This is a genomic window from Cupriavidus sp. HPC(L) (assembly GCF_000307735.3).
Lineage (GTDB): Bacteria > Pseudomonadota > Gammaproteobacteria > Burkholderiales > Burkholderiaceae > Cupriavidus.
Genome location: NZ_AMPR02000223.1, coordinates 1 through 16,174 on the forward strand (window position 1 = coordinate 1; position 16,174 = coordinate 16,174).

At 67.5% G+C, this 16,174-nt stretch carries 11 protein-coding genes; 3 read left to right on the top strand and 8 right to left on the bottom strand.

The window, feature by feature from the left end:
* The coding region (locus B551_RS13420) for an ATP-binding protein (protein ID WP_023264298.1) at positions 1-3,615 on the top strand (3,615 nt) is incomplete at its 5' end.
* Positions 3,616-3,713: 98 nt separating this feature from the next.
* Here B551_RS13420 and B551_RS13425 read toward each other — a convergent pair.
* The 8 genes from B551_RS13425 to B551_RS13460 form a co-directional block, all read right to left on the bottom strand.
* Positions 3,714-6,023 (bottom strand): xanthine dehydrogenase family protein molybdopterin-binding subunit, encoded by a 2,310-nt coding sequence (locus tag B551_RS13425; RefSeq protein WP_253281353.1) that lies wholly within the window; start codon positions 6,021-6,023, stop codon positions 3,714-3,716.
* Between the two features lie 20 nt (positions 6,024-6,043).
* Positions 6,044-6,514: a (2Fe-2S)-binding protein gene (locus B551_RS13430; RefSeq protein WP_006576107.1), complete on the bottom strand. Its 471-nt coding sequence runs from the start codon at positions 6,512-6,514 to the stop codon at positions 6,044-6,046.
* A 443-nt stretch (positions 6,515-6,957) separates the two neighbouring features.
* Positions 6,958-7,419: a RidA family protein gene (locus tag B551_RS13435; RefSeq protein WP_023264299.1), complete on the bottom strand. Its 462-nt coding sequence runs from the start codon at positions 7,417-7,419 to the stop codon at positions 6,958-6,960.
* Positions 7,420-7,452: 33 nt separating this feature from the next.
* Positions 7,453-8,904 (bottom strand): aminotransferase class V-fold PLP-dependent enzyme, encoded by a 1,452-nt coding sequence (locus B551_RS13440; RefSeq protein ID WP_006576105.1) that lies wholly within the window; start codon positions 8,902-8,904, stop codon positions 7,453-7,455.
* A gap of 303 nt (positions 8,905-9,207) precedes the next feature.
* On the bottom strand, positions 9,208-9,879 hold the full coding sequence (locus B551_RS13445) for a response regulator transcription factor (protein WP_006576104.1): 672 nt from the start codon (positions 9,877-9,879) through the stop codon (positions 9,208-9,210).
* On the bottom strand, positions 9,845-11,383 hold the full coding sequence (locus B551_RS13450; RefSeq protein WP_253281354.1) for a cache domain-containing protein: 1,539 nt from the start codon (positions 11,381-11,383) through the stop codon (positions 9,845-9,847). Before B551_RS13450 ends, B551_RS13445 begins: the two co-directional genes overlap by 35 nt.
* A 481-nt stretch (positions 11,384-11,864) precedes the next feature.
* Positions 11,865-12,872: a tripartite tricarboxylate transporter substrate binding protein gene (locus B551_RS13455; RefSeq protein ID WP_023264300.1), complete on the bottom strand. Its 1,008-nt coding sequence runs from the start codon at positions 12,870-12,872 to the stop codon at positions 11,865-11,867.
* Between the two features lie 23 nt (positions 12,873-12,895).
* Positions 12,896-14,077: a M20 aminoacylase family protein gene (locus B551_RS13460; RefSeq protein ID WP_006576101.1), complete on the bottom strand. Its 1,182-nt coding sequence runs from the start codon at positions 14,075-14,077 to the stop codon at positions 12,896-12,898.
* 164 nt (positions 14,078-14,241) lie between these two features.
* Between B551_RS13460 and B551_RS13465 the strand changes: the two genes are divergently transcribed.
* Both B551_RS13465 and B551_RS13470 read left to right on the top strand, forming a co-directional pair.
* On the top strand, positions 14,242-15,150 hold the full coding sequence (locus tag B551_RS13465; protein ID WP_023264301.1) for a LysR family transcriptional regulator: 909 nt from the start codon (positions 14,242-14,244) through the stop codon (positions 15,148-15,150).
* Between the two features lie 152 nt (positions 15,151-15,302).
* Positions 15,303-15,968: a response regulator transcription factor gene (locus tag B551_RS13470; RefSeq protein ID WP_006576100.1), complete on the top strand. Its 666-nt coding sequence runs from the start codon at positions 15,303-15,305 to the stop codon at positions 15,966-15,968.
* Positions 15,969-16,174 lie beyond the last annotated feature (206 nt).

The window sequence follows — 16,174 nt, forward strand, 5'->3', positions numbered from 1 at the left end:
GCCCGCGCCGTGCGTGCCAAGACCGGTGGCAACCCGTTCTTTACCTACCAGCTGCTGCGCACGCTGATCGACGAAGGGGTGCTGGCCTACGACGGTGCGGCTTCGCTGTGGCAGTGGAACGCGGCCGACCTGGTGCGCCTGCGTTATACCGACAGCGTGATCGACCTGATGATCCGGCGCTTTGCGCGGCTGCCGACCGCCGGCACGCTGCTGCTGCAGCAACTGGCGTGCGTCGGCATACGCTGCGGCGAGGGGCTGCTGGCGCGCATTGCCGGCATCTGTCCGCTGCAGATCGGCCAGCGGCTGCGGCCCTTCGTCGACGCGGGCTTGCTGGACCGGCTGCCCGAGGGCTATGCGTTCCGGCACGATCGCGTACTGGAGTCGGCGTACTCGATGATCGCGCCGGACCGGCGGCCGGCGATGCACGCGCACATCGCGGCCAGCATGATCGAGCACTGGCAGGAGGAGCTACCCGACTACGCCTTCGAGATCTGCAACCAGATCGAGCGCGCGGGCGACCATCCGCTGACCGGGCAGCAGCGCGCCGCGTTCATCCATGTCGCGATCGTCGCGGGCCGGCGCGCCAAGCGCGCGGCCGCGATCGAACAGGCCACGCGCTATACCGATGCGGCGTTCCGGCTGATGCCGGCGTCGTGGCGGTCACTGGAAGACCGCTTGCATGACGGTCCGCCTGAGGGGCCGCCTGAGGGTCCTCCTGAGGGGCCGCATGACGCCTCCCATGCGCGGCCCGACGATCGTTCCCCCTACGCGCTGGCCTACGCGGCCAGCGTGCTGCGCTGCGAATGCCTGCTGGCGCAGGCCGATCTCGACGGCGCCCGGCGGGAGATCGATGCGCTGCTGATGCGCGAGCTGCGGCCGATCGACCGGGCCGCCGTGCACCGCCTCGAGGCCGTCCTGCTGACCGTGCGCTGCGATTACGAAGGCGCGATCAATGCGGCGCTGTCCGGGCTCGCGCTGCTCGACGTGCGGTTGCAGCGGGATCCGGCGCGGATTCACCATCGCGCGGCGTACGACGCCGTCGTGGCCGCGCTGGGCGACCGCGCGATCGCGGATCTCGGCGCCTTGCCGACGACCGACGATCCGCGCATCCGCACGGCGATGGGTCTGTTGTCGACGCTGATCTCGTCGCTGTTCGTGTCCGACGGCATCAGCTTCCTGCATGTCGCCAAGATGGTCGAGCTGACGCTGGAACACGGCGCGACGCCCGAATCGGCCTACGGCCTGTCGTGGTTCGGCGTGTTCGTCGCCAGTCTCTACGATGAATACGACGACGGCCTGGCCTATGGCCTCGCCGCGCTGGCGCTGATCGACCGCCATGGCTACGAGGCAGAGCGCATCGCCACGCTGGTCGCGCTCGACCAGGTCAGCGCCTGGACCCGGCCGCTTCCGTACGCGCTGGAACACGCGCAGCGCGCGGTCGCGCTGGGGCGCGCGTCCGGCGACATCGGCATGGCGTGCTACGCCTGCAACCATATCGCCTCCGACCTGCTGGCGATGGGCGAGCATCTGCGGCTGGTCAAGGAGGAGATCGAGCGCGGTCTCGAACTGACGAGGCTGGTTCAGTACCGCGACATCGAACTGATCCTGCACGCGCAGAGCCACTTCGCGCAGCGCCTGTGCGCCGGCGACGATGCAATGGCCGAGGACGGACCGATGGCGGCGGTGCGGACCAGTGTCAAGGAGCGGCTGCGCCTGAGCAACTCGTTGCCGACGCGCTTCTGGATCTGGCTGTATGACGGCATGGCGGCGGCATACCTGCACGACTGGGAGCACGCGAGCCGCAGCCTGGCGCAGGCGGAAACGTTGATCTGGTCCGCTCCCGCGCATATCAACGTGGCGGATTGCCGCCTGTTTCTGGCGCTGTCGTATGCCCGCGGTCCGGCGGCCGCACTGGATCCCGACGAGGCCATCGCCGCGCTGCAGGGCCAGCGCGAGCGCTTTGCGCAATGGGCTTCGCTCAATGCGCTGACGTTCCAGAGCAAGCTGTCGCTGCTCGATGGCGAGATCGCGCGGCTGCGCGGCGACCCACTGGCCGCGCTGGTCTGCTACGAGCGCGCGGCCCACGCCGCGCAGGCCGCCGGCTTCGTGCATGAACAGGCGCTGGCCAACGAACTGGCCGCGATGCTGTGCGAGAGCCACGGTCTGCATACCGCGGCCCGTCAGCACTACCGCGGCGCGCACGACGGCTACCGGCGCTGGGGCGCAGACCACAAGGCGGCACGGTTGCTGGCGCGCTATCCCGATCTCGACGCCGGTTCCGACGGCAAGGCAAGCCCCGTGGTCCGTTCCGGTGCGGCGCTGCCCGCGGCGACGCGCTCTCTCGGTATAGAGGCCGCGCAGGCGCTGTCGGGCGAGGTCGTGATGGACCGGTTGATCGAGACGCTGATGACCAATGTCGTGATGCATGCCGGCGCGCAGTACGGCGTGCTGCTGCTGATGCATGGCGACCGGCCGATGATCGAGGCAACGGCGCGGGTCGCCGATGGACGCGTCGCGGTGACGCTCGCCACCGCCGCGCCGACTCAGTGGGCGTTGCCGCTGACCGTGCTCAATACCGTGCTCAGAACGCAGCGGACGCTGGCGCTGGCCGACGCGGCCGTCGAGGCGCCGTCGATCCGCGAGCGCGCCGGCACCGTCGGGCCGTTGCGTTCGGTGCTGTGCGTGCCGCTGATCCGGGGCGGCGGCTTGATCGGCGCCTTCTATCTGGAGAACAACCTGGCGCCGGGCGTGTTCCATGCCGACTGCATCGCGGAACTGGAGGTACTGGCGCCGCAGGTCGCCATCTCGCTCGAGACCGCGCGGCTCTACGAACAGTTGATCGACGAGAACACGCGCCGGTTGACCGCCGAGATGAACCTGCGCACGGCCCGCGCGGAGCTGGCCCGCACCTCGCACCTGACCGTGATGGGCACCCTCGCCGCGTCCATCGCGCACGAGGTCAATCAGCCGTTGACCGCGATCGTGGCATCGGTCGATGCGAGCCTGCGCTGGCTGAACCGGCCGGCGCCGGAGCTCGGCGAGGTCACCGAAGGGCTCGTCCAGATCAAGCAGAACGGGCTGCGCGCGGCCGACATCATTCGCGCGCTGCGGTCGCTGGCGAAGCAGGCGCCGCCGGTGCTGGCCCACCTGCGGCCGGACGACGTGGTGCGCGAAGTGCTCGAGATGGTGCGGATGGATATCGACGAACGAGATGCCCGCGTCACCGTGCGGCTCGAGGCCGGCGCGGCGACGGTCGAAGGCGACCGGGTGCAGCTGCAGCAGGTCGTGCTGAACCTGATTACCAACGCGCTCGATGCGATCGATGGCACGCCGGCCGAACGGCGCGAACTGATCGTCGCGTCGCGGCGGGAGCGGGGGCAGCAGGGGCAGCAGGATCAGGTGGTGGTCAGCGTGCAGGACCGCGGCGAGGGCATCGCCGCGGACGCCGCCGAACGGATCTTCGATCCGTTCTTCACGACCAAGGCGAACGGTATGGGCATGGGCCTGGCGATCTGCCGCTCGATCGTCGAGGCGCATGGCGGCACGCTGCAGGCAAGGCGGGTCGAGCAGGGCGGCAGCGAATTCGAGTTCCGCCTGCCAGTGGTGGCGGGTTAGCGGCGCGGCAGCTGCCGGTCACGCAGCGGCAAAAAAAACGCGCGCAAGGCGATCGGCCCTGCGCGCGTTCGTGCCGGTCAGGCGGCAAGCGCCCGGTGCTAGGCGACCGTGCGCACAGGCAGCGAACGGATCCGCTTGCCGGTGGCGGCAAAGATCGCGTTGCACAGCGCCGGTGCGACCGGCGGCACCGGCGGCTCGCCGACGCCGCCCGGCGGCACGTCGTGGCTGCCGTTGACCAGATGGGTGCGAATCACCCGCGGCGAGGCGTGGTGGCGCAGCACCTCGTAGTCGTGGAAATTGCTCTGCTTGACGCGTCCCTTCTCGAAGCTGATCTCGCTGGACAGCGCGAGGCTCAGCCCCATGATCGCGCCGCCTTCGAGCTGCGAGCGGATCCGTTCCGGGTTGATCTGCGGGCCGCAGTCCATCGCCATGTCGACGGCGACGACCTGCACCTCGCCCTTGTCGTTGACGGCGACCTCGATCACCGCGGCCGTATAGCTCATGAAGCTGTAGCAGAAGGCCAGGCCCAGGCCATGCCCGCGCGGCAGCTTGCGGCCCCAGCGCGCGCCGCGCGTGGCGGCCTCGATCACGTCGCGCAGCCTGCCCGTGTCATAGGGATAACGCTCCGGCGATTCGGTGTAGTTCCAGCTGTCCGCCATCGTGCGCGGATCGATCTTGCGCGCCGGGCCGATCAGGTCCAGCGCGAACTGCTTGTGATCCTTGCCGGCGCAATGGGCGAGTTCGGCGATGAAGCACTGCGCCGCAAATGCGTGCGGGATATTGGACACCGAGCGGAACCAGCCGATGCGCGCATGGGCCTCGACTTCCGCGGTCTCGACGCGTACGTTCGGAATCCGGTACGGCATGTTGATGGCCGACATCCCCAGCTCGAACGGCTGCTGGCCCTTGGCCCCCGCCGTAAACAGCGAGCCGATGGTAGGCGCGGCGCTGCGGTGCAGCCAGGTCTGCGGGCGCCCGTCCTTGCCGACCACCGCTTCGAGCCGCTCCACCGACACGGTGTGCAGGTAGTCGTGATGGATGTCGTCCTCGCGTGTCCATACCAGCTTGACCGGCGTGCCGGGCATGGCCTGGGCCACGACCGCGGCCTCGTCGACGAAGTCGGGCTTGGACTTGCGGCCGAAGCCGCCGCCCAGCAGCACCACGTTGACGCGCACGTCCTTGGGCTCGAGCTTGAGCCGCTTGGCGACGGCGGTCTGGGCGGCGACTGGATTCTGGACCGACGTCCATACCTCGGCGGTCTTGCCGCTGACGCGCACCGTCGCCACCGGCGGTTCCATCGAAGCATGGGCCAGGTGAGGCAGGTAGTACTCGGCCGCGTAGCGCTCGGTCTCGGCGCTCTTGTTCCAGGCGGCCGGCGCATCGCCCTCGTTGCGCACCACCTTGCCGGGTTGCCGCGCCGCGGCTTCCAGCGTGCGGCGATAGGCGACCGAGTCGTAACCGGCATTGGGGCCGTCGTCCCACTCGATCTCGAGCGCGGCACGGCCCTGCATCGCGGCCCAGGTATTGCGCGCCACCACGGCGACGCCGCCCAGCGGCTGGAAGGCGGGGGCGCCGGCAAACGGCGGGATCTCGACGACCTTGAGCACGCCCGGTACGGCCAGCGCCTTGTCGGCGCGAACCGCACGCACCTTGCCGCCGACCACCGGCGGCCGGGCGACCACGGCATAGACCATACCGGGCAGGCGCACGTCCATGCCATAGGTGGCCTGGCCCTTGCCGATCGCTTCCAGATCGACCAGGCGGACACGGTCCTTGCCGATATAGCGGAACTGGTCGGGGGTCTTCAGCTTGAGCGTGCCTTGCGCGGGGACCGGCTGCTTCGCGGCGTCGGCGGCAAGCTCGCCATAGGACAGGCGCCGGCCCGTCGGCAGGTGGACCACCTCATGCCGTTGCGCGCGGACCTCGCCGACCGGCACCGACCAGCGCGCCGCGGCGGCGGCCTCCAGCATCTGCCGCGCCGCCGCACCGACACGCCGCATCGGCATCAGGAAATGCCGCACGCTGCGCGAACCGTCGACGTTCTGATTGCCGTAGCGCGTCTCGTTGGCCTCGGCCTGGACGATCTTCACGCGGTCCCAGTTCGCCTCCATCTCGTCGGCGACCACCATCGGCAGGCTGGTCCGCACGCCGGTGCCCATCTCGGCGCGATGCGCGACGATGGTCACCGTGCCATCGGCGGCGATCGAGACGAATACCAGCGGATCGGACACGGTGCCGCCCGGCATCGAGTCCGCGCCGTATTTCTTTGGCGCGTCGTCGTCGGCGCGGGCCAGGCCGATGACGCCATTGGCGCCGACGACCAGCGACAGCGTGCCGAGCGCGGTCCCTTGCAGGAAGCCGCGGCGCGAAAGGTTCGGGGTCACTGCCGAGGTCATCGTCGAGGTCATGGTCGGCTCGTTCGCGCGCATCACTTGCCCCCCTTGGCCAGTTCGCCGGCCGCCTGCTTGATCGCCGCGCGGATCCGTGGATAGGTGCCGCAGCGGCAGATGTTGCCGCTCATCGCTTCATCGATCTGGCGTTCGTTCGGCGCGGGCGTGGCCTTCAGCAGGCTGACCGCCGACATGATTTGGCCGGCCTGGCAATAGCCGCACTGAGCCACGTTGTTCTCTACCCAGGCCTTCTGCACGACGCGGCCGACGCGATCGGCTTCCACGCCTTCGATCGTTGTGATGGCGTGCCCGTCCGCGGCGGAGACCGCGGTAATGCAGGCGCGAATCGGCGAGCCGTCCATATGCACCGTGCAGGCGCCGCACAGTGCCATGCCGCAGCCGAATTTGGTGCCGGTCATGCCGAGCTCGTCGCGCAATACCCATAGCAGCGGGGTATCGCCCGGAACGTCGATTTCCTTGATCTGGCCATTGAGTTGGAGGCGTGCCATGGCGGAATAGAGGTCGGTGGGGTAGGGTTCGAGGAATGATTGTCGGAGCCCGGGCAGCGACGGCATGCGCCCGGATTGCGCTCCGGCGCAATGATATTCGCATATGGCGTTTCCCGCATCGTGCGCAATCGGCAAGCACTGATGCGTCGGCTCGCCGGACTACTTCGAAGCGCACGGCCTGCCGACCTCGGCCGAAGACCTGCTGCGGCACAACCTTGACGAAACCCGATCTGCGCGAGGGGCGCCTGCGCAGCGTGATGGCGGCCCATTGCCCCAGGTTTCCGGGGCTGTTCGCCTACTATCCGAACCGCCGCAATGCGTCGAAGGCGTTGACGCTCGTGATCGACGCGATCCGGTGGCGGGATGGAAACGGATCGCGGCAACGCGGAAAGCGGGGCCGGCTGACGCCGTGCCCCGCATTCAATACCACGGACGGGACCCGCTCAGGGCTTGACCGCGATCGCGCCGATCTCCACCGCCACATCGCGCGGCAGCCGGGCCACCTGCACCGTCGCGCGCGCCGGCGTGACGCCGGTGAAGTAGGTCCCGTAGACCTCGTTCATCTTGGCGAAGTCGTTCAGGTCCTTCATATAGACCGTGGTCGAGACGACGTTGGCCATCGTCATTCCGTCGGCCGCCAGCACGGCCTTCAGGTTGTCGAGCACCAGCCGGGTCTGCACCTCGATCGGCGCGTCCTTCATCAATTCTCCGGTCTTCGGATGAATCGGGATCTGCCCGGCCAGGTACAGCACGTTGCCGGCGCGGACCGCCTGCGAATAGGGCCCGATGGCCTTGGGCGCATCGGGCGACGAGACGGCGCGCAATGCGCCGCCTTGCTGGGCGCAGGCGGACAGCGATGCCACGCCGCAAATCGCGGCGGCAATCAAAGCGATCGATCGTTTCATGGGCTGACTCTTGTTGGAAAGGAGGGAGGTCGGTTATGCCATGGCGCCGGACAGATTCCACATCGAGTCCACCAGCCGGTCGATGTCGTTCGCGTCGTGCCACAGATGCGTCGAGATGCGAATGCCGTAGTGCTGCGCGGGCGCGCCGATGACTTCGAAATTGACCGAGCGGATCACGAAGCCCGGCGAGAAGTCGCTCAGCATCCGGTTGACGAACGTCGTGGCCTTCTGCTGGTTCATTGCATCGTCGCGATTGCGGAACGGGTTGAAGCAGGTCAGCGCCGACACCAGCTTCGGATCGTCCTTCGGCGAGTACAGCGAATCGATACCCCAGCGCTCGACGATCTTTTCCTTCAGATAGGCCGACAGCGTCAGATCGTAGGTCTCGATCTTCTTCCTGCCGATCGAATCCCACATTTCGCAGGCCCGTGCCAGCGCACGGAACATCGGCACATGCAGGCTGCCGCAGGAGGTCACCGTGGCGGCGATATCGTAGGCGCCGCGCGGCTGCTGCCTGGCGTAGGAACTGGTATGGATCGGGAACCAGTCGGGCAGCGGCAGCGGGTTCGATGCGCGCATCTTGTTGCGGATGACCAGGATGCCGGTCGAGCCGGGGCCGCACTGCCACTTGTGGCCGGCGCCGGACATGAAATCCATGCCGAGGGCGCCGTAGTCGTACGCCATCATGCCAGGCAGGTGCGCGCCGTCGACGATGCTGATCAGCCCGTGCGCCTTGACCACCTCCATCAGGTCGGCGATCGGCAGCATGGTGCCGGTCTTGTAGGTCGGCGACGACCACATCATCGCGCGCACCCGCTTGCCCTGGCCCTTCAGGGCGCGGATCCGTTCGTCGAACAGCTGCACATAGGTGCTGGCGCTCTGGCGGTTGCCGGTCGGCAGCTGGATCATCGACACCTCGATGCCATAGCGGTCGACCGCGATATTGAGCGGCGTCAGGCCGCCGCCGTGCTCGTGGTTGGTGGTCACCACCACATCGCCCGGCTCCCACTTGATGCCGAGAATCGCATGGCACATGCCCGACGAGGTGTTGGCCGAGAAGGCGAGCTCGTCGCGATCGACGCCGAAGCCCTTGGCCACCGCCTCGCGCAGGTCGGCGAGGTTGCCGTAGCCGCTGGAGGAATCGGCCGCCTTGGCGAAGTTCTCCTGCTCGAAGGTATCGAGCACGACCTGCGGCATCGAGCCGCCGGTGCCGATGTTCATGTAGACCTTCTCGGGCTTGAGCACGAACATGCCCTGAACCTGTGCCCAGAAGGCTTCGTCCTGCGTCAGCTGCGAGCGCAGGTCCGATGCCTGCGCCGATGCATCGTTCGAGCAGGCGCTGATCAGCGGCCCCAGCGCCAGCGAGCCGGCGCCATAGGCCAGCATCCGAAGAAATTCGCGCCGCTTCGGTGTCCACGTCGCCAGGTCTTCCGCCTGCCATTGCGTCGCGACTGCCGGTCTCTGCGTTTGCTTCAGCTCGTCCATGGTGCTCTCCCGTTTCGGTCCAACGATCTCGGTCCAACGATCGGCGCATCGGCGCATTGCGTATTTGAATATTCGACCATTCGAACATTTGAACGCATGGCGCCTGTCCGAAAAAAGTCTACGCAAACTACGGTCCAAGCATCAGGACGACTTTCCCCTACGCAGTAATACCGAGAGCGCGGTGTGAAGGCACGCAGAAGGGCAATGCGCAAGCGAGGCGCGCCTGCGCGTTGCGCCGCGACAGTGCGCTCGCACCGTGCGGCGGCACCATCGCAGGGATGGTGCCCAGGAAGGAGAAAAGCCTCAGCAGTCCGTCGCCAATGCCTCGTCGGCCAATCCGACGGCATGCAGATCGGAGAAGTGAACCGCGTACTTGACGAGCTCCGCGCGCCCGCCGACCTGCAGCTTGCGACGGACATGCAGGCGATGCGTCTCGACCGTCCGCACCGAGGTGCCGAGCCGCTCGGCGATTTCCTTGTTGGAGTAGCCCTCGGCCACCAGCTTCAGCACCGTGGCTTCCTTGGGTGTCAGCGTCCGCCGCGATGACGGCGGCGGCTCGTCGGTCCGCAGGTACGCCTGCAGTTCGGTATTGAGATAGGTGCCGCCCGCGGCGACCGTGCGGATCGCGGTCACCAGCTCGTGTGCCGGCGCTTCCTTCAGGACGTAGGCCGCGATGCCGAGCGCGAAGGCGCGGCGCACGTACTCCGGATCCTTGTGCATCGACAGCGCGACGATGCGTATCGAAGGAAACCGCTCGGCAAACCGCGTGGCGAGCTGCAGGCCGTTGGCGTCCGGCATGTGAATGTCCGATACAACCAGGTCGGGACGCCGCTGCTCGGCCACCACGATGGCGTCCTCGACGTTGGACGCCTCGCCGACCACCGTCATTTCGCCGGTGGCCTCCAGACGCAGGCGGACGCCGTCCAGCACGAACGGATGGTCATCGACGAGCAGCACACGCAGGTTCGAGGTCATGCAGCAGGGCTCCTTGCAGGGGGGCGGCGGGCTGGATAGCGGGCGGGGTATCGGCCTGAACCGCGGGCGGAACGGCGGGCTCGGGCGGGCGCAGCGCCAGGCGTACCTCGACACGTGTGCCGTCCGCTCCGGTATGGATCGCGAAGTCGCTGCCCTCCAGGCTTTCGATGCGCTCGCGCATATTGCGCAGGCCGATGCCGCCCTGGCGGTCGGCGCGCACCTTCTTCAGATCGAAGCCCCGGCCGTTGTCCTCGATCGTCAGCTCGACATGGCGGTCGGTACCGCTCAGCGCGATCTGGACCCAGCCGGCATGGGCGTGGGACAGGGCGTTGTTCAGCGCCTCCTGTGCGACGCGGAACAGCGCCGTGGCCTGCGCCTCGGACAGCGCCGGTATCGCACCGTGTTCGGCGAAGCGCAGATCGACCGGGCACTGTGGCCGCAACTGTTCGACCAGCATGCGCAGCGCGGCGGCCAGACCCAGGTCGCTCAGCAGGGCCGGATGCAGGCCGTGCGAGACGCGCCGGATCTCGACCAGCGCCTCCTGCAGGCGGCCCAACCCCTGCGCCAGCAGTTCGTGCGGGGCGTGGCGGCGTGCCGGCGGCGCGACCTGTTTCTGGTCTTGTCCTTGCCCTTGTTCCTGTTCCTGCTCGAGATGGACTTGGGCGGTCTCCAGCAGGTACTTGGAGGACACCAGCACCTGCACCACGCCGTCGTGCAGCTCGCGCGCGACGCGGGCGCGTTCCTCCTCCTGCGAGCTGACCACGCGCCGCGCCAGCCGGCGCAGCTTCTCGCCGGAGATCCGCGAGTTGTGCAGATTCAGCGCGAGACCGCCCAGGCTGATCAGCATGATCGAGCCGAGCGCGAACGCGCTGATCCGGATCTGCGTATCGCGCAGCGTGCGGGCCGCATTGGCGTCGAAGGCAGCGAGTTCGCGCTCGATGTCGTCCATATAGAGGCCGGCGCCGAGGATCCAGCCCCATTGGTCGGCGGCGCGGACATAGGACATCTTGGGCGCTTCGGTGCGCGACGAAGGCTTGATCCAGTTGTATCGAACAATACCGCCGCCGGCGCGCGCCTTGTTGATCAGCATCATCGCCTGGTCGCTGCCGGTATCGGCCGGATCGCAGAAATCGACGCCGTCGATCCCCATGCTGCCCGGGTTCAGCAGCACATTGCCGAGCCGGTCGTAGACGAAGAAGTAGCCGTCGTTGCCGAAGTGCATGCGGGACAGCGCGGCCAGCGCCTGCTGCTGGAGGTCCGCCTCCTCGCCGCTGCCGTGGGCGATGCGCACGAGCGTGGCATGCCCGAGTTCGACGTAGTGGCGCAGCTCCTTTTCCTTGCTGGCCACATAGACCGCCTGCACCTGCTGGCGGTCCTGCCGCGAATGGCTGACCATCTGGTACGAGACTGCCCAGGTCACCAAGACGAAGACCACCAGCATGAAGGCCGCGAACAGCGCGACCGTCCGCATGCGGATCGTCAGGCTTTGCACACGTGGGGGCAAATGGATCATCGAGGGGGCGCCCAAGAGCCGGTCGTATTCGGATTCGGCAAGCCGTGGGGATGGCCGCCGACGAAACACCGAGGCGGCGCCGAGCAAATGCCGACGCCGCCGAACAAATCGATTCCTCCCAGTTCGATTTATCGAATCAGCCCGCTGCGCGATTTCAGTGTCCGCGCTTTGTCAGGCTGATTCTCGACCCCTCGCGCCGATCGACGAACAAGGACTGTTTGGTCGATTGGCATGACGAAAGCTATGACGTTTTGTGGCAAAAGGCAAGCGGTGTGCCAATGCCGGCCAGGCCTTGCCGCACAAGCGAATGCGCGCCTGGCAAGGGATTGCGCATCGATCCCAAATGTCAATGCGGGTAGGCACGAAGAACAATGCAGACATACGCGTCAATGGGCGCGGCACGCGGATACCGGAGACCCCCGTGCTCGACTGCCGCACTGCACGAATGCCTGTTGCTGGCCGCTGTCATGGCCTACGCGCCGTTGGTCTTGCGCCCCACGCTTCGCACCAGTTGCGTGACCCGCGCCAGGTAGCGCTCGAAGACCTGATTCGCCTGCGCCTGGCTGCCGATCGGCTGCGCGACGGTGCGGCCCTCCGCTTCGAGCCGGGCGCGGATGTCCGGCTTGGCCAGCGCCTCGCCGATCGCCCTGCGCAGCACCGCCACGCGGCTCTCGGGCGTGCCGGTCTTGACGAAATAGCCGCCGCTGATCGTGTACTCGAAGTCCGGCACCAGCCGGCTCTGCGTGATCAGCGGAATGTGCTTGAGCGCCGGCGGCAGGGCCTTCGAGAAGCTGGTCAGGATCCGCAGCCGCCCTTGCTGCTGCATGCTGTCGAAACTGGACTGGTAGGGCAGGATGGCGAAGTCCACCTCGCCGCCGGCGAGGCCCTGCAGCGCGGGCGCGCCGCCCTTGTATGGCACATGCAGGAAGGTCGTGCCGAGTTTTGCCGCCAGCGCGTCCCCCATCAGGTGGTAGATCGAATCGATGCCGACGGTGGCATAGGTCAGCGGCTTGGCCTTGCCCTGTCTGGCCTGTTCCAGAAACCGGTCGAAGGTCTCGGCCGAAATGCCGCTGCGCACCATCAGCACGATCGCGGCGTCGCTGATCGGCGCGGCCAGCATGAAGTCCTGCGGCTTGTAGCGCGCGGCCGGATTGAGCATCGGCGCCAGAAAGACCTCGTTGATCGAGCCGTGGAAGAAGGTGTAGCCGTCGGCGGGCGCGCTCAGCACCTTGTTCGCGCCGATCAGCCCGGTACCGCCGCCGTAGTTCTCGACCACGACCTGCTGCCGGACGGTCTTGCCGATCGATTCTCCGAAGATGCGCGCCGACGTGTCGCTGGCACCGCCGGCCGGATAGGGCACCACCAGGGCGAGAGGCTTGACCGGAAAGCTGTCCGCCAACGCGGGCATCGCGCCCAGCGCAGAGGTCCCGGCGATAGAGCCGGCATATTGAAGGAAACGGCGGCGATTCAGAGATGGCATCGATGTCCCCCGGGGAACGTTGGTCAAACCAGGTAGCTTTGCGCGAGGTGGGCCCAGAACGCGGCGCCAACCGGCAGCGCCCTGTCGTTGAAGTCGTACAGCGGGTTGTGGACCATGCAGCCGCCGTCTTCGCCCAGGCCGTTGCCGAGCCGGACATAGGCGCCGGGCCGGTGCTCGAGCATGTAGGCGAAGTCCTCGCTGCCCATCACCGGCGGCCGCTCGACCACGTTGTCGGCCCCGACCAGGCGGATCGCCGCCTGACGTGCGAACTCGGTCTGGAGGGCATGGTTGACCAGCACCGGATACTTGCGCTCGTAGACCACCTCGCTTTGCAGGCGGAAGCTGTCCGCCTGCGCGGCCACGAACCTCCGGATGCGTTCCTCGACGAGGTCGCGCACCTTCGGGTCCAGCGTGCGCACGCCGATCTTGATCGTCGCGGTTTCCGGCACGACGTTGTAGGTGCTGCCGGCCTGGATGGAGCCGACGGTGATGACGGCCGGCTTCAGCGCATCGATCTCCCGGCTGACGATCGATTGCAGCCCGAGCACGATGCTGGCGGCGCACTGCATCGCGTCGATGCCATGGTGGGGCATTGCGCCGTGCGCGCCGCGGCCGCGCAGCGTCACCGTCGCGCGGTCGAACGAGGCCATGGCCGGCCCGGTGATGACGCCGATCTGCCCGACCGGCAGGCCGGGCGAGTTGTGCAGCGCGTAAATTTCATCGCAAGGGAACCTGTCGAACAGCCCTTCCTCGACCATGCGCAGCGCGCCGCCTTCGTTCTCCTCCGCCGGCTGGAAGATCAGGTTCAGCGTGCCGTTGAAGTCGACCGACTCAGCCAGGTACCTGGCCGCGCATAGCAGGATGGCGGTGTGGCCATCATGGCCGCACGCGTGCATCTTGCCGGCGACGGTGCTGGCGTAGGGCAGGCCGGTCTTTTCCTGGATCGGCAGTGCGTCCATGTCCGCGCGGATGCCGAGCGACCGCTGTCCGCGTCCCTTGGCCAGCTGTCCGACGACGCCGGTGGTTCCCAGTCCACGATGCACCTGGTAGCCCCATGCGGCGAGCCGTTCGGCGGCGAGCTCGCTGGTCTGGCGTTCCTCGAAGGCCAGCTCGGGATGGGCGTGGATGCGCCGGCGGATCGCGACGAATTCGGTCGACAGCGTGGCGATGGACTGCCGCAGGGCATCCAGGTTCGAGGCGTTCATGGCGGTAGGCGATTCGAATGGTGCGCACCATTCTGCTTCCGCGGCCTTCCCGCATCCATGACAATGATGGAGGTAAATCGTTGTATAAATGGCAACACTAATAAAACCGGTGCTCGCGCGTCCGAATGGGAGTGGGGCGGCGGACAACAAGGGGGAGAGACGTCATGGAGCATGTGCTGGACCGCAAGCGGGCGCTGTGCCTGCTGCAGATCATCGAGACGGGCACGGTGCGCGGCGCCGCCGACGTGCTGGAGGTCGATCCGTCGGTGGTGAGCCGGGCCGTGGCCCGGCTGGAGCAGGACCTGGGCGTGACGCTGCTGGAGCGCAGAGGGCGCGGCGTCGTGGCCACCGATGCCGGACGGCTGCTGGCGCTGTTCGCGCGGCGCCAGCAGGATCTGAGCGATACCTTCCTGGCCGAGATCAACAATCTGAAGAACGCGCAGCAAGGCCATGTGGAACTGGTATTCGGCGAGGGCTTCGTCGACCTGGTGCTCGAGCCCGTGCTGCAAGGATTCCTGCGCAAGCATCCCGACGTGACCTACAGCATCCAGGTGGCCGGCACCGATGAAACGGTACGGCATATCCTCGAAGACCTCGCGCATATCGGCTTTGCCTTCCAGCCGCCGAACGATGTCAGGCTGCGCTCGCATTATTCGCGGGTCTCGCCGATCCGCGCCCATGTCCGCAAGGACCATCCGCTCGCGCGCCGGCGCCGTGCGCTGACGCTCGCCGACCTTGCACCCCATCAGGGCGCCGCGCTGGCCGAATCGTTCGGCGTGCGCAAGCACGTGCAGGCTGCCGAACTGGAAGAACACATCACGCTCAAGCCGATGCTGGTGACCAACTCGTTCAAGGTGCTGTGGGAATTCGCAGCGATGGGCCTGGGCTATATCCTGACGCCACGTTCGGTGCCGCTGAAGGGGCCGCAGTTCAAGCAGCTGGTGTCGCTGCCGCTCGCCAGCCCGATTCTCAACAACAGCCGCATCCACGTGATCACCCGTGCCGGCCGGCCGCTGTCGCCGGTGGCCGACAGCCTGCTGCGGCATGTGGTCAAGGCCTTCCCGCTGATCTGAGGGCCCGCGCCGCCGGAACGAATGTTGCTCCCGACGCAACGTTCTTCCACGTCTTAATCAACGCTTAATGTCGCGCTGGCATCCTCGCGTGCCCGCGACCCCCATTCCAACTCTCCATTCCGACTCTCCATACGTTCCCAATGACAAGCGCCATGGATTTGCTGCTGGTCGAAGACGATCCCATGCTGGCCGAGGTCATCTGCGATGGCGCCCGGCAGAACGGCTGGCGGATCGACCATGCGGATTGCGCTGCCGCGGCCCGCGCCGCGCTGGTCGACCATGCCTATTCGGCGGTGCTGCTCGATATCGGCCTGCCGGGCGAGTCCGGCCTGACGGTGCTGCGGGCCATGCGGGCCGGCTACGACGTCACGCCGGTGCTGATGCTGACGGCGCGCGGCCAGCTGAGCGAGCGGATCGAAGGGCTGGATGCCGGCGCCGACGACTATCTGGTCAAGCCATTCCAAGTCGACGAACTGTGGGCGCGGGTGCGCGCGGTGATCCGGCGCAGTCAGGGCAGGGTGGTTCCCGTGTTCAGCTGGGGCGAAATCGAGCTCGATCGCAGCCGCCGGGTGGTTACGCGGGCGGGGGCCCGCGTTCCGCTGAGCGCCCAGGAGTACCGGACACTGCTGGCGCTGCTGGAGCGCCCGGGCCGCGTCATCACGCGGGAACACCTGGAGCGCGTGGTATACGGCAACGCCAGCGCGATCGAGAGCAATACCATCGCGGTGTTCATCCATCAGTTGCGCCGCAAGCTCGGCGAGGGCCTGATCACCACGGTGCACGGCCATGGCTACATGATCGGGGAGTCCGGCGCATGAAGTCGCTGCAGGGCAGGCTGCTCGCGGTGATGGTCGGCGTCATCGTGCTGTGCTGGGTCGTGTCGCTGGCCGCGCTGATGGTGTATCTGCAGCACAGCCGCTCCAGCATCTGGGACGACAAGCTGCAGGCTTTCGCCGCCCGCATCGTCCGCGCGCTGCCGGCCAACAAGAAGGCGTTCAATCTGGTCGGGCCGGGCCGCGAGGTG